This window comes from Chryseobacterium panacisoli, from assembly GCF_008274625.1.
GTDB lineage: Bacteria > Bacteroidota > Bacteroidia > Flavobacteriales > Weeksellaceae > Chryseobacterium > Chryseobacterium panacisoli.
Genome location: NZ_VTRU01000006.1, coordinates 145,427 through 170,837, shown reverse-complemented (window position 1 = coordinate 170,837; position 25,411 = coordinate 145,427). Strand labels below are relative to the sequence as shown.

Genomic DNA, 25,411 nt, shown 5'->3' with positions numbered 1-25,411 from the left:
TTCAATTGAAGTCGTCTTTTTTATCATACCTGCTAATAAATTCAATAGGAGCGGACTAAAGTCCGCTTTTAAAATTATAAAATACATCTGGCTTTAGCCAAAACTTACAATTTTCTTACTTTAATCTATCCAGAAGATTTGTTCTATAGCTTTCTCCAATGGGAATTTCATACTCAGGAAGAGTGATTTTTTTAGCCCCAACACTCTTGATTCTATCCAAATTGACAATGAAAGATTTATGAATCCGCACAAATCTTTCAGGAAGCTGGCTTTCCATTGATTTAAGAGTATCCAGAACGATAAACTCATCATTTTCTGTCCGGATATTGACGTAGTCCTTGATGCTTTCTACGTACAGAATCTCATGAAAGCCGATACGATGCCTTTGTCCAGAGGATTTCACAAAGAAATGGGTATTTTCTTCCTGTGGAAAAGAAAACCGCTCCTGAGCCTTTAATACACTCTTTTGAAACCGTTCAAAGGAGACAGGCTTCAAAAGGTAATCCACAACATTATGTTCATATCCTTCCAGCGCATATTCAGAATAAGCCGTTGTTAAAATATACTTTTGATCAGGTCCAACAATCTTCATAAAATTGATTCCTGTAAGCTCCGGCATCTGAATATCCAGAAAGATGAGGTCTGAATCATTTTTCTGCAGATACTCTAAAGCCAGAATCGGATTCTCTGTAGAGAAAACCAGTTCAAGAAAAGGAATTTTCTCTACATAATGCTCCAGCAGAGAGATTGCCAGGGGTTCGTCATCAACAATGATACATTTTATCTTATTCATCCCTTAAATCAATTTTTAAATCTACAATAAATTCCGTTTCTGAATCTTTGATTTCAAGCTGATGTTTAGGATAAAGGATTTCCAGTCTTTTTTTCACATTCTGAATTCCTATTCCTGACACGATATCTTTCATTTTCTGTGTTTTAAAATTTAAAAGATAAAAATGCAGAATCTTATCATGATCTGAGATTTTCATTTCAAAACCTTTATCACGAAAATCTCCATGTTTGAAAGCATTCTCAACAAAAGGAACAAGCAACATTGGTGAGATCTTCAGCTGAGGATATTGAATATTTTTTTCTATTAGCAACAGTTCAGGGTTTCTGATCCTAAGTTTTTCCAGTGCAATTAAACTGTCAATATATCCAATCTCTTTATCCAGCGAAATAGCATCTTTTGCAAGGTCTTTTGTACTGTACCTCAGCAATTGTCCAAGTTCTTCAATGGCAGGAAGTGCTTTATCCGATTTCTGATAGACCAGAGAGTAGATATTATTTAATGAATTAAAAATAAAATGAGGATTGATCTGAGTTTTTAGTGCCTGAAGTTCCGCCTGTTTCTTGTCTATCAGGAGCTGTTTTTTATCATTTTCAGCCACACCGTATTTTTCCAATATCCACAAAATTCCTGCAATGAAAGTAGGTAATGAGCTATTGTAAATATTATCAAAAAAATAAAAGAAAAGTTCTGTACCTTCACCATAATTCCTAAAACCTAATGTTTCCGGAAGCATAATTTCCTCAAGGATATAACGCAATCCGGCAAAAAACAGAAAAGCCAGTATAAAAACAAAAACGGCAGAATACAGTTTGTCTATTTTAAAAACTTTAGGAAAAACAATGAAATATGCAAAGTAGAAAGTAAGAATCTTCACAAGGAAGAATGTAATTCTAAGAACATGCATATTAAATTTATTAGTCTCCGGAAAAAAATAATTCGGAGTGATCACTGTTCCTATAAAATTAAAGCTCCAATAGATAATCTGAAGCCATATAATTTGCTTTCTTTTCATATTCAAATATACCTTCTGCTGTTTTATTTTGACATTATTTTTCGACAAAAGCCTGTTTTTTTCCGATAAAACTTTTTTAATCTACTCAAATTCATGTTTCATCTAACGTCTATTTTCATGAATACATTCGCCTAATATCTTTGTCCCGGATATATAAAAAAATATTATTTATTGATCTATACATTATGAAAAAAAATATTTTCTTTATTTCAATATTGTTTTGTTCTGCAGTAACAGGACAAATAAAAGATACAACTAATGTTAATAAAATTGAAGCTGTTACAGTGAATGGTAAAAAAGTTCTTGTAGAGCGCAAAGTAGATCGTCTTGTCTACAACGTTCAAAATTCAATGTTATCACAAGGAAGTTCCGGAACAGAAGTTTTATCCTCCACTCCCTTACTTAAGATGGATGAAGACAAAGGGTTGCTTTCCATTGCAGGAAAAAACGGGGTCTCTGTAATGGTTAATGATCGTTTGTTGAATCTTTCCGGAGCAGAACTCATGAACTATCTGAGAAATTTACGTTCTGAAAATATTTTGAAAATCGAAGTTATTACAACCCCACCGTCAAAATATGATGCCCAGGGAAATAGCGGTATCATCAATATTGTTCTTAAAAAGAATCAGAATCTCGGATGGAGTGGCTATCTGAATACCAATTACACTCAGAAAACATATGCAGGTTTCAGCAGTGTGGCAGGGGTAAATTACCAGAATGAAAAAATAAAAGCTTCTGTAAAAGTAATAGGCTATGATGGAGATAAAAGATCTGTAGAAAAAAATAATATCATAGGCCAAAGCTCTTCTATCAGTAAAAATGACAGAAGAGATATGAATGACGGGCTGGGTCTGAATGCCAATCTTGATTATTCGCTTTCTAAAAATTCTAATATTGGGTTGGTATATGATATTACAAAAGGACATTCTAATATGGATATCAACTCAACGCAAAACTATTTTACCAACACTACTTCCACTTTGCAAACTGATACGGATTCAAAGCACCGCTCTACTTTTACATCACAAATGCTAAATCTCTATTTTGATCAAAAGTTGGGAGAACATAAACTAAGTCTTGGCGCAAATTATTATGGAAATCTGCCCGATACGGAAGTTAATTTTACAACAAGAAATATCATCAGCAACTCAACACAGGTTGTGAGAAATCTTTCTTCGGTAAATTATAAGATCTATTCTGGCCAGGCTGACTTAACTTTAAATTTCAAAAAAATCCAGTTGGAAACAGGTGCGAAATACAGTCAGTTTTCTAATAATTCGGACATTGGATATTTTAATTTCACCAATGAGAATTATATCATAGATCCGGCAAAGAGTAATCTTTTTGATTATAATGAAAAAAATTATGCAGGTTATGTCAGTGCCAGTAAGGACCTTGGCGAAAAATGGTCTGTAAAAGCAGGACTTCGCTATGAATATTCACAAACCAAAGGTTTCTCGCCAACTACCCAATCAAAATCGGAGAACAATTACGGAAAGTTTTTTCCGACAGCCTATATATCTTATAAAGCCAATGGTAATAATCAGTTCAGCATTAATTATTCCCGAAGAATCAACCGTCCTTATTTCCGGGCTTTAGATCCGTTCCGATGGTATTCTAATCCTAATACATATTATACCGGAAATCCAAGCCTGCAGCCATCATTTAATCATAATATTGAGTTTAATTATATCTTTAAAAATAAATTTTCAGCCAATCTTTATTATCAGAAAACAAAGAACAATTTTGACCAGATTTCCTTCCTGAACGGAATTGACCTTACCAGTACCTATGAAAATTATTACAATCAGGATATTTACGGGATTAATTTCAATTATACAGATACGTTTTTCAAAATCTGGGAGAGCAATATCTCAACTTCCTTCAGTTATAATGAAACTCAGATTACAAGATTCAATCTGATTCCTAAAAATGGACAGTCATTTTATTTTTCTCTGAACAATACATTCCAGCTGAATAAGGCAAAAACATTCATGCTGTTTGTCAACTACTGGAACAATCTTCCTTCCAGAGACGGATATTTTTTTGTAAGAAACACAGCAAGTCTGGATGCGGGAATCAAAATGAGTTTTGCGGAAAAAGCCCTTCAGGTCAATCTTTCTGTAAGCGACATTTTCAGACAGTCCGGACTGAGGGCTGAAAAATACTTTACTGATAATACACAATATTTTGATAACTATTGGGACGCCAGAAGAATGACACTCAGCATCACTTACAATTTTGGAAATCAGAAAGTAAAATCAAATAACAGAGCCGTGAATTTTGAAGAAAAAAACCGTGCCCAATAACTGTAAAAAACTAAGCCTAGGGAATTTCATGAGATAACCATCATCATATATAAAAAAAACAGAGTGTACTGCTCTGTTTTTTTTGTTTAAATAATTTGTAAGTCATGCTAAAACCTGAATTCAATTCTCGCAAATAAAAACCTTCCTCCTATACCGTACTGGGAAACCTGTCTTGAATATACAAACTGGTTATCAGCCGTTAATGAACTTATATTCGGACTTTTAGATGGTAGAATATTCAGGATGTTATTGCTCCCGATCGTTGCGGAAATATTTTTATTAAAATCATACCCTACAGATAAATCTGTCACAAAGCGGTTATTAAGCACAAAATGCTCTGTACTTCCTGTTACTCCGTCAAAATTAGCATCTAAAACATCTGCATCTGTCACTTTACCGAAGAAAGAATTACGCAATAAAAAAGTAAAACCGGAAAATCTTAACGTATTGGATAAGGTAGCTTTTACGCGTGGTACCGCTTCTTCAAAATACACTCTGTTGGGTTCTGAGAAATAATTATCAATCTGGCTTATTAATTTAGGCGACGCATGGATATCTCCGATTCTTTTGGTCTGATTAAGATTAAGGCCGAAATTATTTTCCAACGAAATACCTTCCGAAATCTTTGAATTCTGAGAAATCGTAATATCCAGACCTTTTGTCTGAGAGTCTACAGCATTGGCAAAAAAGTTGGCAGCGCTGGCCCTTGCCAGATCAAAGGCACTTTGCAAAACCTGATCATCAGCATTGTTGATCTTATCCGGACGGAAAAACAGATCTGTAAGCACTACTCTGTCTTTAATCTTTATTAAATAAGCATCAGCTGTAAAAGTCAGACTTAATGCCGGAATTTTCCATGTAATTCCTGTGCTGTAGGATTGTGATGTTTCCTGTTTCAATTTTGGAATACCCAATGCCTGTGCTGCTTCAGAATTATTTCTGAAAGTACCTACCTGTGTGGTTTTCCCCTGCTGAATCAAGGTAGAAGTGGAACTATAATAGATTTGCGCTAAAGAAGGTGCTCTAAACCCTGTAGAAACAGCACCTCTCCAGTTCAGATTGGGAGCCAGCTTTACATTGGTTGCCAGCTTATAATTGAATGTAGACCCGAAGTCTGAATAATTCTCATATCGTAAAGCTCCTTCCAGCAGCCATCCGTCAGTAACTTCCAGCTCTGCATCGGCATACGCTGCAACACTGTTTCTGTTTCCGGAAACTGCATTTTCCGGACTGAAACCTGGAAAAACCTGTGCCCCTGCAGGTCTTATATTTCCGAAGAAATCGGTTACTTTTTCATTTTCAGGAGTCTTGGCGGTTACCACACGTCCATAGATATCGTAAGAAGCATAAGAGTTTTCTTTTCCTGCATTTACTTTATAATTTTCATGTCGGTATTCAGCACCAAACGCAAGGTTCAATCCTTTCAGGACATCATATTTTTTTGACAAATCCAGATTAACGGTATTTTGTGAAAATTCAGACCCTCCGGCATCAAAAGTTCGTGGAGAATTGTCTGTAATTGATGTATTAAATGTATTTACCACGCCAAAACTAAAGGTGTTTTTCCCGAAAGTATTGCTGAAATCCACATTCCAGCCATTCCATTTTCCTTTAATTCCGGCAGCGAGAGAATAATCATTTACTGTGGCTTCAATCTGAGGAAGATATCCGTTGGGGGTAACGGCATTGATGTTTCTTTCAGTATTTGGAAGTCTGTAAAATCCTCCGGCATTTCCAAGGCGGTAACTATATCCCCCAAAAGAATATACTTTCCATTCCTCATTCACAGGAATTTCAGAATTAAAGAAGAGCTGCCCCGATTGCAGTTTAGACTGCCCTGCTCTCAGACTGAAATCTTTTCTCTCTAATCCTCTGTCATTAAGTTCCTGAGAAGTAAAATCTTTGCCTAACAGCTTTTGAAGATCAGAAATACTGTTTGCCCCCGAAATCTGGGATTGAAAATCAGGTGCAAAATATCCAACCTTACCTGCATATTGTTTAATCGTATTGATAATCTGCTGAGTATTGGAAGTGTTGGTAATATTCTTATACAATCCATCAATATTCACTCCATCCTGCAGTGCTCTGTAATTAATTGCATTGTAAGCATTATAGATATCTCCCTCTCTTACTCCGGCTCTGGAATAAGGGTCGCGGTATTGTGCAGAACCTGTAACGTTAAAAAATCCGGTTTTCCCTATTTTAGCTCCATAATTAAGGTCTACAGAAATGGTCTGTCCATCTATCCCCCCGGAGAAATTATTGGTAACAGGTGAAGCATACCCACCTAAAAACACCTGTCCGGAAAGTCCTAGTCTTTTTTTCAATCCGAGATTAACGACTCCAGCAATGGCATCAGAACCGTATTGGGCAGAAGCTCCGTCTCTTAAAACTTCAATTTTTTCTAAAGCAAAGGCCGGAATAGCGTTAAGATCTGTTCCCACAGAACCTCTTCCCGGTGTAAGGGTAACATTGATCAATGAAGATTGGTATCTTCTTTTTCCGTTGAGCAAAACCAAAACCTGATCCGGACCCAATCCTCTTAAAAGAGCAGGATCTACAAAGTCAGTTCCATCGTTAACCGTGTGAGAAGTGGATGAAAATGACGGTACAATATAATTTAAGGCCTGGCTGATATTGTTAGTCGGGCTCTGTTTTAAAATTTTTGATATATTAATGATATCTACCGGAACGGGAGTATCTGTTAATGATCTTCCGGACCCTCTTGACCCAAGAATAACCACATCCTCTATTTTCTTAGATTGTAATGTGTCTGTCTGTGCGTAATAAAATGTAGAAATAAGCGCGACAGAGGGAACAAAGATTCTTTTTTTGAAATTATGCATGTTGATTGTTGTTTACTTTTTGTTATTAAAAATTGTTTTTTGAGCAACAAAAATCCTGTAGCCTTAAATTTTAAGGTTACCATTAGGCGCTCGAAATGTTTGTATTATTTTTTAGAAATAGAATTGGCTAGAAACAACAACACATGCGCATATAGAAATGGCATGAAAACATATCGGAATAATGAAGACTCACTTCATGATCCGAGGAATAAGAAATAACTGATGTAATGTGATTTCCCCTGTCTTTAAACATTGATCTTAACTTTAAAACAAAAATTCAAGATGGGGATAATGATAGAATGATAAACATTTTTTCCGGAAGATCCGGCTTATCGATTGCAGCACCTTGCTTGTTTTTGCAGGTTGCTATCCCATCTAGAGATTCTTGATAATTACCCGGCAAAGATATAATTATTTCGGAAATAAAAAAAATTTTAGCTTAATTTTTCGATTTTCACAATTTTAGCGTAACAAATTATCTTTTTCAGCGTCTAACCGGGTATCAGTAAAAACATTATGAAAAAAACGATTTTCGCATTATCCTTGTTAAGCTCTGTTGTTGTTTTCTCACAGGAAAAAAACAATAAGCCTCAGGAAAAACAAATTGAAGGAGTAGTCATTACCAAAACTAAAAAAGCCGTTGAACAAAAGGCAGACCGTACTATTTTTGACTTTTCTGAGCAACCTCAACTGAATAATGGGAATGTTCTGGAAGGAATTAAAAAACTTCCAGGCTTAGTATCTACCGACATCGCAGGAATGATGTATCAGGGAAAAATGCTTGAAGTGTATCTTAACGGAAGACCTTTGAACATCACATCCAATGAGTTGAACTCCTTTCTTGAAGGAATGCCGGCTAATTCTGTAGAAAGAATTGAAGTGATTACCCAACCCGGCGCTGAATTTCCGGCTACTTCCGGAGGTGCCATCATGAATATTATCACTAATAAAAATGCTAATAAATATTTAACAGCTACTTATTCCGGGAATTATTCTTTTACAAATTATGATCAATACAGAAGCAGAACGACCAACTCCGTTAACTTAAATGCCAGAAATAAATATTTCGGATGGCAGCTGAATGTTGGCCAGAACTACCGTGAAAGTATGCTGAACGGCCAGCAGGATGAGCTTTTAACCAGTCACACCGACAGATACGGACGGGGATATTTTGCAAAATCAGGATTAACTTTTGATTTGGGTCAGGACAGATTATTATTAAACTACGACATTTATCACAACAATAACGACAATTATACTTTAAGTAACGGCCATGGAGATTTGCCGTTTCAGAATAATCCCAAGGATTTAAGAGAGGCTTTTTATACTTCTTCGGATGTGGCTCATACCAATAGCTTGAGACAGGAAGCTGTTGTAACATATCAGAAACGTTTTGCTGATAAATCTCAAAAACTGGATTTCCAGTTTGGTTATACAAGATCAGACAGTAAGTTTTCTCAGGACAATTATTTTCAGGATGGGACATTTGTAATGCCTACAAACCCGCCAATTAACAGTGTAATGAGTGGCTTAAAAGATATTCTGAACAATAAATCTGTGATGAATATCGCCAACTTCAAAGTAGATTATGCCCAGCCTATCAAGCTTCTTGATGGTGGAAAGGTAAGCTTTGGAGGGTTGTATGAAAAGCAGGATTATGATACGGAAAGTTTTGGTTTGACCAATCTTGAATATCAAAGACAAACGGCGTCAACTTATTTAGAGTTTCAGGCAAAATTGAAAAAATTTGATTTCACTTTAGGTTCCCGTGCTGAGAACTATGATATTTCAGGGGTAACAAGATATTTCGACAAAGATGCAAAGCTGGTAGAAGCGAGTTTGATTCCTTTCAATAAGTTTAAGTTCTTTCCGAATGCCAGTGTACAGTATAATATGATGAACCAGGTTTATATTGCCGCGAATTACAACAGAAAAATCAGTTTGCCAAGTATTTCTGCCTTAAACCCGAATAACGTGACATTCTCCGGACCAAGTACGGAAGTAAATGGTAACCCAAATCTACGGCCAACTATTTTTGATAATTATGAAATAAAAGTATCCGCTTTTGATTATGCATTTATCGGGTACAGTGTAAGTTCAGCAAGCAATCAGGTGGCGCAGATCATCCGAAAAGACGGAAGAAAACTTTTCAATGAACAGGTGAATATTTCAAATATGAAAATTCATAACTTCAACGTGGGTCTGCCGGTTCCTTTTATGGTTTTCAGCAAGCCTTTGAGCGAGATTATGAAGTTTAATTTCAATCCTGATAAAATTAATTTCATGTATCTGTATGCCGGTTATCAGAAACATGAAATCGATAATCTGAATAATAAAGGGTTCTGGATTTTCAATATTATGACGCAGATTATTTTGCCAAAGGATATCAAACTGACCGCCAATTACAGCTATCTGACTCCAAAAGCAGGATATTTCTACTTCACAGCAGAGAAACCATTCAACAACTCGCTTGATATTACATTGACGAAGAAGTTTATGAACAACCGTCTTACACTTTCTGTTTTTGCGAATGATATTTTCAACGGACAGATGATGCAGGTACGTTCTAATCCGCCATCAGGAACTCCGGTAATGATCAGCAGCAAGTATGACACAAGGAATTTTGGATTTTCCATCAACTATAAAATTCCAACGAGAAATAAGCTGGCGAAAGAGGATCCGAATATTCTTAATCAGACCAAAAAAGAAGATAATGGAGGCGTAATGCAGCAGGCGCAATAATTCTTAAGATAAATAAAAGAGGCCGTAATCATTTTACTGCCTCTTTTTTATATGTAATATAGGTTTTGGTAAAGACAATGGACACCTGTTAAAAGCAAAACGGGCTTCCTTCGTCTACGCTCAGGATCAGAGCCCGTTTCTATTGATATTGAAGTGGTGTTATTCATGAAAATATTAGTGATATTAGTGTTTAGATCAAAAATCTATCGTTTGAAATCTCCAGTCAATAATATTTACTAATGTGAGTTGATTTAAATATACAGGAAGATCGGTGATGATTTTTAAGGTCTGAAGGGCCATCATGCTTCCTATTATTCCCGGCAAAGCTCCTAAGACACCGAGACTGTCACAATCCGGCGTATCTTCGTCAAAAGGAGGTTCAGGAAATAGATCTCTCAGGTTTCTACTTCCGTGATGATTAAACACAGCTACCTGTCCTGAGAATCCCAGAATGCTTCCGTAGACCAAAGTCTTTTTTAACTTTACACAGGTATCATTTACCAAATATCTTGTTGAAAAATTATCTGAACCGTCTACAATAACATCGTACTGAGAAAGGATTTTTTCAGCATTGCTTTTATTGATTTTTTCTTCAATTCCTTCAAATACAACCTGATGATTAAGGTTTTCTACATATATCTGAGCACTCTTTACTTTTGAAAGTCCTACTGTATCTTCAGTATGAATAATCTGCCGGTTCAGATTATGAAGTTCAACCTCATCAAAGTCTGCAATCCCAAGAGTTCCTACTCCTGCAGCGGTCAGATATTGAATTATGGGACTTCCCAAACCTCCTGCTCCTATGACAAGAACTTTTGAAGCCATGAGTTTCTTTTGCCCCTCCAGTCCTATTTCTTCAATAAATATCTGCCGGCTGTATCGCGAAAAATGATCTTCTTTTTTCATACTTTATGATAATTGAACCATTAAGATTCTTTAAGTTTTTAAGGAAAGTTAAGCTGAGCTTTGCTTTAAGAAGATATGGCCTTAAAATCTTCGATTTTTCTTAATTTAGCTTCAGCTCTTCAAAGTTCTTAATGGTTTTAAAAGTTTAAAATCCACTATATACAGAATCCCAGTCTTTCATCACAGGATCATACCCTGCTTTTTTAATCATGAGCCTGATCTCATCCATGCTTCGTTCGTCACTGGTTTCAAACTGTTCCAGAGATTCTTTATCTACAGCATAGCCACCTGGATTTGTTTTTGAACCTGCGCTCATGGCAGTTGCTCCCAGAGACACTATATTATTTCTGAATACCTCACTTTCTCTGGTGGAAATGGAAATTTCAAGGTCTTCATTCCAGATTCTGTAAGCGCAAATGAGTTGAAGAAGGTCTTTATCTTCCATAATAAAATTAGGCTCTATGATTCCTTCTGCCGGTCTGAGCCTTGGAAAGGAAACCGAAAATTTACTTTTCCAGTATTGTTTCTGAAGGTAATCTATATGTAAAGCGTTGAAAAAGCTGTCAACCCTCCAGTCTTCAAGCCCAAGAAGAACTCCCAGCCCGATTTTATGAATTCCCGCTCTTCCTATTCTGTCCGGAGTTTCCAGCCGGAAATAAAAATTTGACTTTTTCCCTTTCGGGTGGTATTCTCTGTATACCTCCTGATGATAAGTTTCCTGATACACCAAAACGGAATGAACTCCTTCTTCATGAAGTAACTTGTATTCTCCTTCCATTAAGGGCTGAACTTCAATAGAAATATTGGAAAAATGAGGTTTTAGCTTACGGACAGCATTCTGAAAGTAAGGAACTCCTACTATTTTATTCGCTTCTCCGCTTACCAGCAAGACATGATTTACGCCCATAGATTTCAACACTGATGCTTCAATCATCAGTTCCATATCGGAAAGTGTTTTTCTTTTCAGATTATTATCGAGGCTGAATCCGCAATAGGTACAGATATTCTGACATTCATTACTGAGATACAGCGGGGCATACAACTGAATGGTTTTTCCGAATCGTTTTTGGGTAAGCCTCTGCGTCATTCTTGCCATCAGTTCCAGTTCCAGAGAAGCAGCTGGTGACAGGAGATTAAGAAAATCATCAAGGGTTTTATTTTTCTTCTGAAGACTGTATCTTACATCAGCCAGGCTCACTTTTTCAAGCTTATCCTTTACCTCATCCCACTGGTAGTTTTCAAAAACATCTTTAAAGCTTTTCATGAGTGTGGTTTATTCAAATAAAAATGAAGTAAGCGGACTTGAAGCTTCAGCATGGTTGGCAATGGCTCCCAATCCTGATTCAAAAGCTCTTCTTCCGGCAATCACACCTTCTTTAAAAGCTAAAGCCATATTCAGTGGATTTCCGGCAACAGCAATGGCTGTGTTCACCAGGACGGCATCTGCTCCCATTTCCATTGCTTTTGCAGCATCGGATGGTGCCCCGATTCCGGCATCTACCACGACAGGAACATTACTCTGACTGATGATGATTTCCAAAAAGTCCTGCGTTCTTAATCCTTTATTTGTTCCAATAGGTGCTCCCAAAGGCATTACTACAGCTGTTCCGGCATCTTCAAGGCGTTTGCACAAAACAGGATCTGCATGAATGTAAGGCATTACAACAAATCCTAATTTGGCCAGTTCTTCAGTAGCATATAAGGTTTCAATAGGATCCGGCAGTAAGTACTTTGGATCGGGATGAATTTCCAGTTTTACCCAGTTTGTTTCCAGTGCTTCTCTGGCTAATTGTGCTGCTAATACAGCTTCTTTTGCTGTTCTGGCTCCGGAAGTATTCGGCAGAAGATGAACGTTGGTTTCTTTTAATGAATCAAGCAGATCGTCTTCGCCGGATTGAGCATCAATTCTTTTTAGGGCCATCGTTACCATATTGGTTTCGGATGCGATGACAGATTGTACCATATCACTCATACTTCCGAACTTGCCTGTTCCTAAAAACAGCCTTGATTCAAAAATTCTTCCTGCTATTTCTAATTTCTGATTGTTCATATCATTATTTTGTTTAGTTCTTTAATAATGGTGGGCTCCTTTGTAATGAGCCCGGATACGGCAACACCGTAAATTCCAATTTCCTGCAATGGCAAGATATCTTCAAGGGTAACACTTCCGATTGCAAATATTTTGGGAATGTCTATTGCTTTTTCTCTTAATCCATCTATGATATTACGATATCCTTCAAACCCTAGAACAGGGCTTAATTTTTCTTTGGTTGTGGTAAATTTCAAAGGTCCCAAACCAATATAATCACAAGATTCTTTGATTCTCTGGATGACATCAGAAAGGGTATTAGCAGTTCCGCCAATAATTTTATTTTCGCCTAAGATCTGTCTTGCTTCTTCAATAGTACTGTCGTTTAAGCCTAAATGCACCCCGTCAGCATCAGTTTCTTTCGCCAACTGTACATGGTCATTAATGATACAAACTGCCTGATATTCTGAACAAAGTTCTTTTGAAACTTCACAAAGGCTGATTAATTGATTTTCAGGTGTATTTTTCCATCGAACCTGTACCCATTTGATCCCGTGATCCAGAGCTTTACGGATGCAAAGTTCCTGTTCCTGAAGGGTTTTTCCTTGTGATATGTATTGTAATTTTTCCATGTTTATTATGAATGTGTTCCCAATAAAGAGGGATTGCTTTTTAAAAATTTTTCAACGTATAGTTTTCCCTTCCGGCAGGCGGTTTCCATGCTTTCACTTTTGGCTAGCCCTGCTGTGATTGCTGAGGATAAAACACAGCCCGAACCATGTTTGGGGAAATACATTTGAGTATCTTCGACTGGAGTTAAAAGAGTTTCTTTTTCGTTTTCAACTAAAATATCCGTTCCTAAATGATCTTCCCTATGCCCACCTTTGATCAGCAATGAACATTGATGGGTATCCGGCAAAAGATTATGTTCCTTTAAAACACTGTATTCATTATAATTAGGGGTTATCAAACTGAGTTTATTAACAACCGTTTTTAATTGAGGAAGTGTTTCAAGATCAAAAAAAGTAAACTCAGAAGTGCTTTTCAGAACGGGGTCCCAAACGATTTTCACATCAGAATTGCCTTTTTTAACTGTTTCTACAATCTTATTCAGAAATTCGGCATCTTTTACAATTCCGATTTTCACTGCTGAAACGGGATAATTTTCCATCAGTACCTGAATAGCATCAGTCACTTCTTTTACAGAGCGCCATTCCAGACTCAAACATCTGGAGGCTGTTTGCAATGTCAATGCTGTACATACTCCGAGTCCCATCACTTTCGCTGTCTCAAAGGTTTTACTATCTGATAACAAGCCTGCTCCACCGCTGGGGTCAAAGCCTGCAATACTTATGACGTAAGGACGTTCCTGCATTTTTTGAATACTTTTAAAGGTTCTTCGCTTTCCCAAATGGCACCTAATAGAGCTGCTCCATTTACTCCTGTTTCAAAAACTTTATGAATATTATTCTCGTCAATTCCTCCAAGAGCCATCAATTTTACATCCGGATTGTTCCCTAGTTTTATTTCTTCCTTAATCGTGGAATCCAATCCATAGCCTTTTTTGGAAATACTTGGAAAGAATGGGCTTATGAAAGCATATTCCCATTCTTTGTCCAAAGCATTGTATGTTGTAATATTGTGCACTGAAGTTGAAATTGTATTTTTTCCTGCAAAACACTTGTATACCTCTTCTTTTCGGTCAATCTCTCTGAAATGAAATCTTGAAATGGGATATTCCTTCCCAAGATCATGATGCGTATGCAGTACCAACTGCGGATAGAAAGTTTCATGAATTTGGGTAATGAATTCAGTCATTTCATTCCTAGTGATCCATGGCTTGCGGATGTGAAGCAGGTCAAGACCTTCCTGAAACATTTCGTTAATAGTATCAGTTTCGTTGGGAACAATCAATTCAGGAGTGATGACTAGGATCATATATAAATTTCTTTTCCTTTCTCAATAAACTCCTGTGATTTATCCAGCATTCCCTGTTCTGCAGATTCACGGATTTCCTGAGTAATTTTCATTGAACAGAATTTTGGTCCGCACATTGAACAGAAATGGGCAATCTTTGCACCTTCTGCCGGCAGTGTTTCATCATGATAAGCCCTTGCTGTTTCAGGATCTAATGAAAGATTGAACTGATCCTCCCATCTGAATTCAAATCTGGCTTTACTTAAAGCATTATCTCTGTATTGTGCACCCGGATGTCCTTTTGCTAAATCTGCTGCGTGTGCTGCCAATTTATAGGTTATTACCCCAACTTTTACATCATCTTTGTTTGGAAGTCCTAAATGTTCCTTCGGCGTTACATAACAGAGCATCGCACAGCCAAACCAACCGATCATCGCTGCCCCGATTCCGGAAGTAATGTGATCATAGCCCGGCGCAATATCAGTAGTCAAAGGGCCTAAGGTATAAAATGGAGCTTCATGGCATTCTTCCAGCTGCTTTTCCATGTTTTCTTTGATCATGTGCATCGGCACGTGTCCGGGGCCTTCAATCATTACCTGTACATTATGTTTCCATGCAATTTTCGTCAGCTCACCTAAAGTTTCCAGTTCTGCAAATTGAGCAGCATCATTGGCATCTGCAATAGATCCCGGACGAAGGCCATCTCCCAAAGAGAAAGCAACGTCGTACTTCTTCATGATCTCACAGATTTCTTCAAAATGAGTGTATAAGAAGCTTTCTTTATGATGAAATAAACACCATTTCGCCATAATTGATCCTCCTCTGGAAACAATTCCGGTTACTCTTTTCGCTGTTAAATGGATATATCTCAACAGAACTCCGGCGTGGATCGTGAAGTAAGAAACTCCTTGTTCCGCCTGTTCAATCAGGGTATCTCTGAAGATTTCCCATGTCAGATCTTCAGGAACTCCTTTTACTTTCTCTAATGCCTGATAAATAGGTACAGTACCAATTGGAACCGGACTGTTTCTGATAATCCATTCTCTTGTTTCGTGAATATTTTTCCCGGTTGAAAGATCCATAATGGTATCTGCTCCCCATCGGCAGGCCCATACTGCTTTTTCCACTTCTTCTTCAATACTGGATGAAACAGCACTGTTTCCGATATTGGCATTGATTTTCACCAAAAAGTTTCTTCCGATGATCATCGGTTCACTTTCCGGATGGTTGATGTTATTGGGAATAATTGCTCTTCCGGCAGCAATTTCGTCTCTTACAAATTCCGGAGTAATTTTGCTTTTGGGAGTATTTGCTCCAAAGCTGTGTCCCGGATGTTGAAAAGCCATTTCTTTTGATACGGAATCAAGCTGTTCTATCTTTTGATTTTCTCTGATCGCTACATATTCCATTTCCGGAGTGATGATTCCCTGTTTTGCATAGTAAAGCTGTGTAACTTCCTTTCCTTCCTTTGCTACTTTGGGTTTATGATCATAGGAAAACCTTAACTCATCAAGGCGTGGATCTGCTAAACGCTCTTTTCCGTATTCAGATGTAATTCCTTCCAGGATATTTACATCACTCCTGTCCAGAATCCATTGTTCTCTGATCCTCGGAAGTCCTTTCTGAATGTCAATAATCGAATTTTCATCGGTATAAGGTCCTGAAGTATCATAGATCGTTACCGGAGCATTATGTTCAAAGCCGCCATTGGTCAATTTCGTGGGGCTAAGCTGTATTTCACGCATTGCTACATTGATCGGATGTAATGTTCCTTCAACGTAGATTTTCTTTGAGTTCGGAAATGGCGAACATGTAATGGAGTGAGCCATAAGTATTGGTATTAAATATGTGATTAACCGCCCTGAGTGGCAGTAATGATTAAAACTGAATCGTTGTTATTGAGAATGGTTTCCGCCCAGACTGACAGCGGAATAATACGGTTATTGAGGGCTACAGCAATGCCTTTCTTTTTGCCAGGCAGTTCAATAGCCAATAATGCTTCCAGGTTTGCAGGAAGTACATCAAATGTTTTTCGGGTGTGGTTGATAATAAGTTCCATTCCTAATAATTTAAAATATACTTTAGGAATGGCCATTATTGTACAATAGAATGTACAGCAAAAGTCATCTACTTTTCCCTACGCTGGTATGATCCAGATCAGGTTCAAAGGGTAAAGTCTCAGTCTGTTGGTAACAGACACCCCTAAAGTTTGGGACGAAGTTAGACATTATTTTGAAATAAGCAAAATTGATTTTTGCCTATAATGAAAAAAGACCATCTCGATTTTGAGACAGTCTTCACTTTTTTTTAAATAGTTCTTTAGTAAAAAAGCTTCAAGCTTCCATCAGAATTATATTGATTAGTCCAATTTGATTGGCTCAGAAAAAATTCGGAACTATAAGGTTTATACTCTTTTGAAATTCTTCTTTGAGGATTATTTTTTGATAATGAAAAGTAGAAATATTCTTCAAAAATACCCAAATTTTTAAATGGATTTTGTGCAGAATCAAAGTTATCAAAAGTAATTTCATTCGTAATGTAAGCATCCATATTATTATGCTTTTCAGTTTTAATAGCCTTTTCTAAATTTCCTGAATTATTATAAATAAACTTTTCTACGTAGGTCAAAATATAATCTTGTGGGTCAGTTGGATCGTATGGAACATTAGGATATTGAGTTAAGATCTCCATTAACTTTCCTGAAGCATCATAAGTATAGGTCAAATACTTATCCATATATGAATTATTAACCTGTGGAAGAACTACTTTAATAACTCTACCTTGATTATCAAATTCAAATTTCCTTTCATTCAATTGAACATTAAATGATGAATCTGAGCTATAACTTCCTACAACAGCTGTATTTCCTGTATAAGATATTTTAGTATAAATCAGATTTGTAAATCGGTCCGGAGCTCCCGAAGCTCCTGAGAACTTCAAAATTCCTCCATTTTTTTTATAAACTCTTCCCTGAGCATCATATTCGAACATATAATTTTGTTCCAATCCATTAAAGACAGGTGACAGAAAAGGGTAATTCCACGATATTTTACTAGTATTTTCAGTAATCGTCTGTTCTGAATGATCAACTGGCAATTCATCATTGTCTGAACAAGATGCCATAACCAGCAACGTGGCTAATAAAAGTGATTTGAATTTCATGGTATAGTTTTATGATATGTTATTCTTCACAAGCTCTCCAGATTGCATCATTCTGCGGCACGGGAGCTATGATTTCAATGTTTTCTTTGGTTACCGGGTGAATAAACTCCAGTTTCCTTGCATGAAGATTGATGCCTCCATCAGGATTGGAACGTGGTGCTCCATATTTCAGGTCTCCTTTGATCGGAACTCCTGTTTTGGATAATTGTGCTCTGATCTGATGATGTCTACCGGTTTCAAGATCAATTTCAAGAAGCAGATAATTATCTAATGCTTTGATAACATGATAAGTCAGAATAGCTTCTTTTGCCCCTTCTGTTGCTTTGGGAAAAACAATGGCTTTATTATTCTTTTCGTTTTTCTTTAAATAATGGACCAGCCTTTGACTTTGCGGGATCATTTCTTTCCCCACAACGGCCCAATACGTTTTTTTCACTTCACGGTTTTTTACCATCTGGGTAAGACGGGATAGTGCCTTGGAAGTTTTTGCATAGATCACCAGGCCTGAAGTTGGGCGGTCTATACGATGAACCAAGCCGAGAAAAACATTTCCCGGCTTAGCATCTCTTATTTTTATAAAGTTCTTGATGGATTCTAATAGTGATTCATCACCAGTCTTATCGCCCTGAACAAGCTGACCGACTTTTTTATTGACCACCAGAAGATGGTTGTCTTCATATATAATCTGCTCCTTCATATTTCTTCAGTCTATCTTCTTCTATTGGATAATGACAGAATAATCCCTGCCAGAAGACCTACAGTTTTAACAGCAGAAAGTTTTGAATCCTCCGGAATGAATGCTCCGAATACACAGATAGCCGCAGCAGCGTACATTGCATAAACAAAATTCTTATTCGTAAGCAGCGGAGCCTGAATAAAGAAACTCGCCCCAATCAGAACATAAAAAACTTTTCTAGAAAGCAAATGATTGATTTCCGGAGAGAATAGATTAAACCATCCTACAGCAAGGCAAATCAGTGCTGCGATAGATAATATTCCCTGGATAGATTGTTGATTCTGCATAGATTAATAGCTTTCGTTTTCGTTTGGAAACTCTACACTTTTCACATCTTTTACATACTGAGCAACAGCTCCTGTAATTTCTGTGTAAAGATCAAGATATCTTCTCAAGAATTTCGGGCTGAAACCTTTGTTCATTCCTACCATATCATGATATACCAAAACCTGTCCGTCACAATCTGCTCCGGCACCAATTCCGATAGTAGGGATAGAAATGCTTTCGGTTACTTTTTTAGCTAATTCTGCAGGTATTTTTTCTAATACTACAGAAAAACAGCCTAACTCTTCCAAAAGCTGTGCATCAGCAATCAGTTTTTCGGCTTCTGCCTCTTCTTTAGCTCTTACTTTATACGTTCCGAATTTATAAATAGACTGTGGTGTTAATCCCAAATGTCCCATTACCGGAATTCCCGCATTGATGATTTTCTTGATAGATTTGGAAATCTCTTTTCCGCCTTCAATTTTTACGGCATGTGCACCACCTTCCTTCATCATTCTTACCGCAGACTCCAATGCTTTTTCAGGATTACTCTGATAAGTTCCGAAAGGTAAATCTGCTACCACCAAAGCTCTGTCGGTTCCTCTTACCACACTTTGAGCATGATAGATCATTTGATCCAGCGTAATAGGCAATGTAGTTTCAAAACCAGCCATTACATTCGCTGCAGAGTCTCCAATTAAAATAGCATCTACTCCACCTGCATCTACCATCTTGGCTGTGGTAAAATCATAAGCTGTAAGCATTGTTATTTTTTCCTTGTCGAATTTCATTTTACGCAAGGTTTCAGTCGTAACTTTTTTAATTTCAGAGTGAACAGACATAATTTATCTATTTTTAAAAGTTAAAAAGTCGGCCTTGGGCCGACTTAAGTTTTTGTATGATTTATAAAACTACATGACCGAGTTTCATGAGTTTGTCGTGATTTAAGATCTTGATATTTCTCCCGTCCACTTCAATCAGGCTATCCTGTTTGAATTCGGAGATCAAGCGGATGGCACTTTCTGTAGCAGTACCGATGATGTTGGCAATTTCTTCTCTTGTCAACGAGATCTTGATAAAACCTTCAGGATCTACTCCCAGCTTCTGTTCCAAAAGCAGCAGTATTTCAGCCAATCTTTCTCTCACCGTTTTCTGGGCAAGGAAAGTAATGGTATTGGAGGATTCTCCTAGTTCGTATGAGATTTTTTGAAGCATTACGAAAGACAGCTGCGGATCTACTTCCAGAAGATACATAAAAATATCTGCGGGTAAGAAAACACATTCAATATCTGTCATTGCTTCTGCTTTGGCCTGGAAATTTTCCCCGCAAAGCAAAGAACGATAGCCGATGATATCCCCTTCTTTGATAAATCTTAAGATTTGATCTTTCCCGAATGCTCCTGATTTTGAAAGTTTGGCAGCACCTTTTTCCAGAACAAATACCCCTTTCGGAGTTTCACCATCCTCAAAGATGGTATCATGTTTCTGAAAACTCAGTTTCTTTTTGCCATTAATGTATTTTTCAAAATCTGCGCTAGAAAGTCTTTCTTTAAATGATTTATCATTAAAAACTCTGGCGAACCTCTCTTCAATTGCTATCTGTTGTTCCTGCGGCATTTTATATGATATTTATCACAAAAATAGAACTTTTTAACGCGATAAACAAAAAAATTTGTTATAATTTTGTAGTTCAATATTTTATGGGGTGAGCGAGAACTGTTTTCATTGTGGTCAAGGGATAGAAAAAGAGAGAATTTTATTTGATGAAAAGACTTTCTGTTGTAATGGATGTAAGTCTGTTTACGAAATTCTAAATTTAAATAATTTAAGCAATTTTTATGAGCTTAATAAAGGAGCGGGAATCCGTCCTAATGATGAAAATTCTACCCAATTTGACTACCTGGATACACCGGAAATTTTTGAAAAAGTCACTGATTTTTCTGAAGGAAATACCAGCCTTGTTACATTCAAAATCCCGGTAATCCACTGTTCTTCATGTATCTGGCTATTGGAAAGCCTTCATACTTTAAATCCACATATCAAATATTCACAGGTTAACTTTACAAGAAAGACCTTACAGATCTCATTCAATCATAACGATCTGAAATTAAGTGAATTAGCTAAATTTTTAACCAATCTCGGATATAAGCCCGTTATAAGCCTTGAAACAGCTGATAAAAATGAAGATCATCTCGACAAATCTTTATTAGTAAAATTCGCCATTGCCGCCTTCGCTTTCGGTAACGGAATGTTCCTTGCGTTTCCTGAATATATCGGAGGCGAAGATTATTGGATGGAGCATTATAAAGGCTTATTCAGAACCTTGATATTCCTTCTGGCAACACCTGTTGTATTTTACTCAGCTTCAGATTATTATAAATCCGCATGGTATGGTTTAAAGAATAAAATCGTCAATATTGATGTTCCGATTGTCTTAGGAATTTTTGTTCTATACGGAAGAAGTATTTATGAAGTGGTAACAGATTATGGTCCAGGATATTTTGATACCCTTTGCGGACTTTTATTCTTCATGCTTCTCGGGAAAATTTTTCAAAAAAGAACGTACAACGCTCTTTCCTATGACAGAGATTACAAATCTTTCTATCCTATTGCCGTAACGAAAGTTGATTTCGAAGGAAAACAGGATAATATTTTACTGTCTGAAATAAAAGTAGGTGATAGAATTCTGGTTAGAAATCAGGAAATCATCCCGGTTGACGGAATTCTGATCAGCGGAGAAGGAAATATTGATAACAGTTTTATTACCGGAGAAAGCGAAAGTATCAGCAAACAGCCTGGTGACAAAATTTTTGCGGGAGGAAAGCAGGTTGGATCTTCTTTAGAGCTTGAAGTGATTAAAAACGTAGATCAAAGTTATTTGACTCAGCTTTGGAATAAAGAGGCATTTAAAAAGCATGAAACCGGACTTGACACATTAACAAATAACGTCAGTAAATATTTCACATTCATTATTTTAGGCATCGCTTTAGCCGCGGGAACTTATTGGTATTTTATTGATTTAAATAAAATGTTCCAGGTTATTTCAGCCATTCTGATCATTGCATGCCCTTGTGCTCTTGCGTTGTCGGCACCGTTCACTTTCGGACACATTATGAGGATTTTAGGCCGGAATAAGTTTTATGTAAAAGATACTTTAACGATTGAAAAAATCGCTAAGCTTGACACCATTGTCTTTGATAAAACCGGAACAATTACGCACAGAAAAAAATCAAATATCAAATATCAAGGATTAGAGATCAATGAATTTGATTCTCTGAATATTAAAACATTATTAAAGAACTCCAACCACCCGCTTTCAAAATCATTATATGAATTCATTGAAGTAAATGATGATTATTTCCCTGTAGAAAATTTTGTTGAAATTTCAGGAAAAGGATATGAAGCCAGTGTAAGAGGAAATTTTTATAAAATCGGGTCTGCCCGTTATAATGATCAGGAACCCAAAAATCTGGAAACAGCTGTTTATATCAGCAAAAACGGATCATATTTAGGTAAATTTATCTTTAAAAATGAATACCGCCCAAAACTGAGAGAACTTTTCACAAAATTAACCAACTACAAAATATTTATCCTGAGTGGAGATAACTCCTCGGAAGAAAGCCAGTTAAAAGAACTTATTCCGAATTACAAAGGAATGGCCTTTAATCAGAACCCGGAAGATAAACTGAATTACATTAAAGCCCTTCAGGACCAGCATATGAAAGTAGCAATGCTTGGAGATGGTCTTAACGATGCAGGAGCATTAAAACAAAGTAATGTAGGAATTGCCATTGCTGATGACACCAACAGTTTTACACCATCCTCTGATGTAATTATGAATGGTGATAAAGTGGTTGCATTAGACCATTACCTGAACGTTTGCAAAGGCTCCATCACTATTGTGAAAATGACATTTATAATCAGTTTTCTATACAATATCGTTGGTTTAAGTTACGCTGTTACAGGACATATGCATCCGCTCTTTGCAGCAATCATCATGCCAATCAGTTCTATTACAGTGGTTACCTTTACTACACTTTCCACCTGGATTTTAGGCCGGAAATATTTCAAAAAACAGGCCTAAAAGCCCTTATTTAGACTGATTTTAAATTAGCTGAAATCGTCATTTCGTGATGAAAGTCATTATTTTTCACTAAATTTGAACCCCGAAAATAGGTTAATTTTGTTGTCCAATGGATATTCTATATTTAATGATCCTCTGCAGTGTTTCTTTGGCTGCGATTTTCTTGGTCGTATTTATAGTGTATGCCCGAAAAGGACAGTTTGAAGATGATGAATCTCCGGCTGTCAGAATCCTTTTTGATGATGAAAAAGTCAAAGAAAATGATGAAACAGGCAACAAAAATAAGGACGAGAAAGAAATAGGAGAAAATAATAAAAATTGAGAAAAATAGTGAATAGTTGATATGGAAACACAGAAGTTTAGTTATGACAATAGTATTGTCCGTGCGTTCCTTTATGCGACCTTAGTTTTCGGTCTTATAGGGTTTACGTTCGGGCTTACGGCGGCATTAATGCTTTTCTACCCTGAATTACCTGAATTCTTTTTCGGGACAGATGACACAACCATTAAGAGTTTGGCATCGGGTAATATTCAAGGTTTAATAAACACTCATGGTGCATTTGGTTTTGGTAGAATCAGAATGCTGCACACCAACACCGTAATCTTTGCATTCGTTTGTAACATTGTTTACACGGGTATTTATTACTCATTACAGAGATTATTAAAAACAAGAATGTACAGTGACACATTGTCTTGGTTACATTTCTGGACTTGGCAGTTTATGATCGTTGCTACGTTCATTACGTTCTTTATGGGGATCAACACCTCTAAGGAATATGCTGAACACGAGTGGCCGATCGACATATTGATCGCATTCTCATGGATCATTTTTGGTATCAATATGTTCCTGACTATTTCAAAGAGAAGAGTGAGACACCTTTATGTAGCGATCTGGTTCTACATTGGTACATGGATTGCGGTAGCAATGCTTCACATCTTCAACAACCTTGAAGTACCTTTATCTTTCACAGGCTGGAAATCTTATTCAGCATACGCTGGGGTAAAAGATGCTATTGTACAGTGGTGGTATGGACACAATGCGGTTGCATTCGTATTGACGACTCCGGTTCTAGGTTTAATGTATTACTTCCTTCCGAAGGCTGCAGACAGACCGGTATTCTCTTATAAACTGTCTATTATTCACTTCTGGTCATTAATTTTCGTATATATCTGGGCTGGTCCTCACCACCTTCAGTATACAGCTCTTCCGGCTTGGGCTCAGGCGGTAGGAACAGGGTTCTCTATCATGCTTATTGCACCATCTTGGGGAGGAATGTTAAATGGTCTTCTTACATTAAGAGGAGCTTGGGATAAAGTAAGAGAAAATCCTATCCTTAAGTTTTTCGTAGTAGCCGTTACTTGTTATGGTATGGCAACGTTTGAAGGGCCGCTTTTGGCAACTAAAAACATCAACAAAATTGGTCACTTTACAGACTGGGTTATCGGTCACGTACACTTAGGAGCTCTTGGATGGAATGGTTTCATGGCATTCGGGGTTATCTATTATTTGGTACCAATTATGTGGAGAACAAAACTTTGGTCTGTAAAATTAGCTAACTGGCATTTCTGGTTAGGTACTTTAGGAATTATTTTCTATGCAGTTCCAATGTATATTTCAGGATTCACACAAGGGTTAATGTGGAAGCAATTTAACCCGGACGGAACATTATTATGGAAAAACTGGCTGGATACTGTAACGGCTATTATCCCTTACTTCAAAATGAGATTCGTAGGAGGTTTATTCTATATCTCAGGATCTATCCTAATGATCGTAAACGTAATTGCTACAGTAAGAAAAGGATCATTCCAGAAAGAAGTTCCTGCTGAAGCTCCTGCGTTGGCAAACATCAGTAAAAACAGAAAAGAAGGAGAAGGTACTCACCTTTGGCTGGAAAGAACTCCGGTATTATTAGGTATTTTATCTTTCATTACAATATCTATTGGTAGTTCAATTGAAATCATCCCTACACTATCTCTTAAGAAAAGTGTACCTACGATTTCTGCAGTGAAGCCTTATTCACCACTTGAACTTGAAGGTAGAGATATTTATATCCGTGAAGGATGTAACGCTTGTCACTCTCAGATGGTAAGACCGTTCAGAGATGAGATCACAAGGTTCAACGGTAAAAACGGACAATACTCCAAAGCTGGAGAATTCGTATACGACAGACCGTTCCTATGGGGTTCTAAGAGAACTGGACCGGATTTACATAGAGAAGGAGGTAAAAACCCAAGTTCTTGGCACTACAAGCACATGTATAACCCAAGATCTACTTCCGCAGGTTCCATCATGCCTCGTTATCCTTGGTTAATTGCTACTGACTTAGACAGAACTAAGATGGTAGACAAAATGAAGCTGATGAAAAATGTATTCGATGTACCTTATTCTAAAGCTGAAATTGATTCTGCAGACAAATGGGCAAATAACCAATCAGCAAAAATTGTAAAAGATATCTTCTCAGAAGCAAATGACCTTAAACAGGCTTATGCTAAGAGACCTCAGGGAGAATTAGAGAAAAAAGAAATTGTAGCTCTTATTTCTTATCTTCAGAGATTAGGAACAGATATCAAAACAACTGAAATCAAAACAGCAAGTAATAACTAAAACATT

At 37.0% G+C, this 25,411-nt stretch carries 21 protein-coding genes and 2 riboswitches; of the genes, 5 read left to right on the top strand and 16 right to left on the bottom strand.

The window, feature by feature from the left end; genetic code table 11:
- Window positions 1-115 precede the first annotated feature (115 nt).
- A complete protein-coding gene (locus FW781_RS19770; RefSeq protein WP_149388995.1) occupies window positions 116-793 on the bottom strand; it encodes a LytR/AlgR family response regulator transcription factor in 678 nt (225 codons plus the stop codon).
- Entirely contained in the window at window positions 786-1,805 is a 1,020-nt protein-coding gene (locus FW781_RS19765; RefSeq protein ID WP_149388994.1) for a sensor histidine kinase, read from the bottom strand. Before FW781_RS19765 ends, FW781_RS19770 begins: the two co-directional genes overlap by 8 nt.
- A gap of 185 nt (window positions 1,806-1,990) precedes the next feature.
- Between FW781_RS19765 and FW781_RS19760 the strand changes: the two genes are divergently transcribed.
- Complete coding sequence (locus FW781_RS19760; protein ID WP_149388993.1) at window positions 1,991-4,114, top strand: outer membrane beta-barrel family protein; 2,124 nt, start codon at window positions 1,991-1,993, stop codon at window positions 4,112-4,114.
- Between the two features lie 107 nt (window positions 4,115-4,221).
- Here FW781_RS19760 and FW781_RS19755 read toward each other — a convergent pair whose 3' ends face one another.
- Window positions 4,222-6,960: a TonB-dependent receptor plug domain-containing protein gene (locus tag FW781_RS19755; RefSeq protein ID WP_149388992.1), complete on the bottom strand. Its 2,739-nt coding sequence runs from the start codon at window positions 6,958-6,960 to the stop codon at window positions 4,222-4,224.
- A 299-nt stretch (window positions 6,961-7,259) separates the two neighbouring features.
- Window positions 7,260-7,357, bottom strand: a riboswitch (SAM-I-IV-variant riboswitch).
- 119 nt (window positions 7,358-7,476) lie between these two features.
- On the opposite strand from FW781_RS19755, the gene FW781_RS19750 reads away from it, so the two are divergent.
- Entirely contained in the window at window positions 7,477-9,702 is a 2,226-nt protein-coding gene (locus FW781_RS19750) for an outer membrane beta-barrel protein (protein WP_149388991.1), read from the top strand.
- A gap of 195 nt (window positions 9,703-9,897) precedes the next feature.
- Here the strand turns inward: FW781_RS19750 and FW781_RS19745 are convergent, their stop codons facing one another.
- The 13 genes from FW781_RS19745 to FW781_RS19685 all read right to left on the bottom strand — a co-directional run bounded on the left by FW781_RS19745 (window position 9,898) and on the right by FW781_RS19685 (window position 20,333).
- On the bottom strand, window positions 9,898-10,608 hold the full coding sequence (locus FW781_RS19745; protein WP_149388990.1) for a HesA/MoeB/ThiF family protein: 711 nt from the start codon (window positions 10,606-10,608) through the stop codon (window positions 9,898-9,900).
- A 145-nt stretch (window positions 10,609-10,753) separates the two neighbouring features.
- Window positions 10,754-11,872, bottom strand: a complete 1,119-nt coding sequence (gene thiH / locus FW781_RS19740) for a 2-iminoacetate synthase ThiH (protein WP_149388989.1) — start codon at window positions 11,870-11,872, stop codon at window positions 10,754-10,756.
- 9 nt (window positions 11,873-11,881) lie between these two features.
- Complete coding sequence (locus FW781_RS19735) at window positions 11,882-12,658, bottom strand: thiazole synthase (RefSeq protein ID WP_149388988.1); 777 nt, start codon at window positions 12,656-12,658, stop codon at window positions 11,882-11,884.
- Window positions 12,655-13,269 (bottom strand): thiamine phosphate synthase, encoded by a 615-nt coding sequence (locus FW781_RS19730; RefSeq protein ID WP_149388987.1) that lies wholly within the window; start codon window positions 13,267-13,269, stop codon window positions 12,655-12,657. Before FW781_RS19730 ends, FW781_RS19735 begins: the two co-directional genes overlap by 4 nt.
- Before the next feature lie 5 nt (window positions 13,270-13,274).
- Window positions 13,275-14,012: a hydroxymethylpyrimidine/phosphomethylpyrimidine kinase gene (locus FW781_RS19725; RefSeq protein ID WP_149388986.1), complete on the bottom strand. Its 738-nt coding sequence runs from the start codon at window positions 14,010-14,012 to the stop codon at window positions 13,275-13,277.
- Window positions 13,988-14,575, bottom strand: coding sequence for a thiamine phosphate synthase (locus FW781_RS19720; protein WP_149388985.1), 588 nt, complete (start codon window positions 14,573-14,575; stop codon window positions 13,988-13,990). Before FW781_RS19720 ends, FW781_RS19725 begins: the two co-directional genes overlap by 25 nt.
- Complete coding sequence (thiC, locus tag FW781_RS19715) at window positions 14,572-16,383, bottom strand: phosphomethylpyrimidine synthase ThiC (RefSeq protein WP_149388984.1); 1,812 nt, start codon at window positions 16,381-16,383, stop codon at window positions 14,572-14,574. The genes FW781_RS19720 and thiC overlap by 4 nt, the downstream gene beginning before the upstream one ends.
- A gap of 23 nt (window positions 16,384-16,406) precedes the next feature.
- Window positions 16,407-16,613: a sulfur carrier protein ThiS gene (gene thiS / locus FW781_RS19710; protein WP_047377339.1), complete on the bottom strand. Its 207-nt coding sequence runs from the start codon at window positions 16,611-16,613 to the stop codon at window positions 16,407-16,409.
- 58 nt (window positions 16,614-16,671) lie between these two features.
- Window positions 16,672-16,768, bottom strand: a riboswitch (TPP riboswitch).
- A 105-nt stretch (window positions 16,769-16,873) separates the two neighbouring features.
- Window positions 16,874-17,716, bottom strand: a complete 843-nt coding sequence (locus FW781_RS19705; RefSeq protein ID WP_149388983.1) for a hypothetical protein — start codon at window positions 17,714-17,716, stop codon at window positions 16,874-16,876.
- 19 nt (window positions 17,717-17,735) lie between these two features.
- Window positions 17,736-18,413, bottom strand: coding sequence for an RluA family pseudouridine synthase (locus FW781_RS19700; protein WP_149388982.1), 678 nt, complete (start codon window positions 18,411-18,413; stop codon window positions 17,736-17,738).
- Window positions 18,414-18,424: 11 nt separating this feature from the next.
- A complete protein-coding gene (locus FW781_RS19695; protein ID WP_047428884.1) occupies window positions 18,425-18,739 on the bottom strand; it encodes a hypothetical protein in 315 nt (104 codons plus the stop codon).
- A 3-nt stretch (window positions 18,740-18,742) separates the two neighbouring features.
- Window positions 18,743-19,558 (bottom strand): 3-methyl-2-oxobutanoate hydroxymethyltransferase, encoded by an 816-nt coding sequence (panB, locus tag FW781_RS19690; protein WP_103232094.1) that lies wholly within the window; start codon window positions 19,556-19,558, stop codon window positions 18,743-18,745.
- A gap of 61 nt (window positions 19,559-19,619) precedes the next feature.
- A complete protein-coding gene (locus FW781_RS19685; protein WP_034692595.1) occupies window positions 19,620-20,333 on the bottom strand; it encodes a Crp/Fnr family transcriptional regulator in 714 nt (237 codons plus the stop codon).
- An 88-nt stretch (window positions 20,334-20,421) separates the two neighbouring features.
- On the opposite strand from FW781_RS19685, the gene FW781_RS19680 reads away from it, so the two are divergent.
- From FW781_RS19680 to ccoN, 3 genes are all read left to right on the top strand, one after another.
- On the top strand, window positions 20,422-22,800 hold the full coding sequence (locus FW781_RS19680; RefSeq protein WP_149388981.1) for a heavy metal translocating P-type ATPase: 2,379 nt from the start codon (window positions 20,422-20,424) through the stop codon (window positions 22,798-22,800).
- Between the two features lie 109 nt (window positions 22,801-22,909).
- Complete coding sequence (ccoS, locus tag FW781_RS19675; RefSeq protein WP_149388980.1) at window positions 22,910-23,122, top strand: cbb3-type cytochrome oxidase assembly protein CcoS; 213 nt, start codon at window positions 22,910-22,912, stop codon at window positions 23,120-23,122.
- Between the two features lie 21 nt (window positions 23,123-23,143).
- Window positions 23,144-25,405 (top strand): cytochrome-c oxidase, cbb3-type subunit I, encoded by a 2,262-nt coding sequence (gene ccoN / locus FW781_RS19670; protein ID WP_149388979.1) that lies wholly within the window; start codon window positions 23,144-23,146, stop codon window positions 25,403-25,405.
- The last annotated feature ends 6 nt before the right edge of the window (window positions 25,406-25,411 follow it).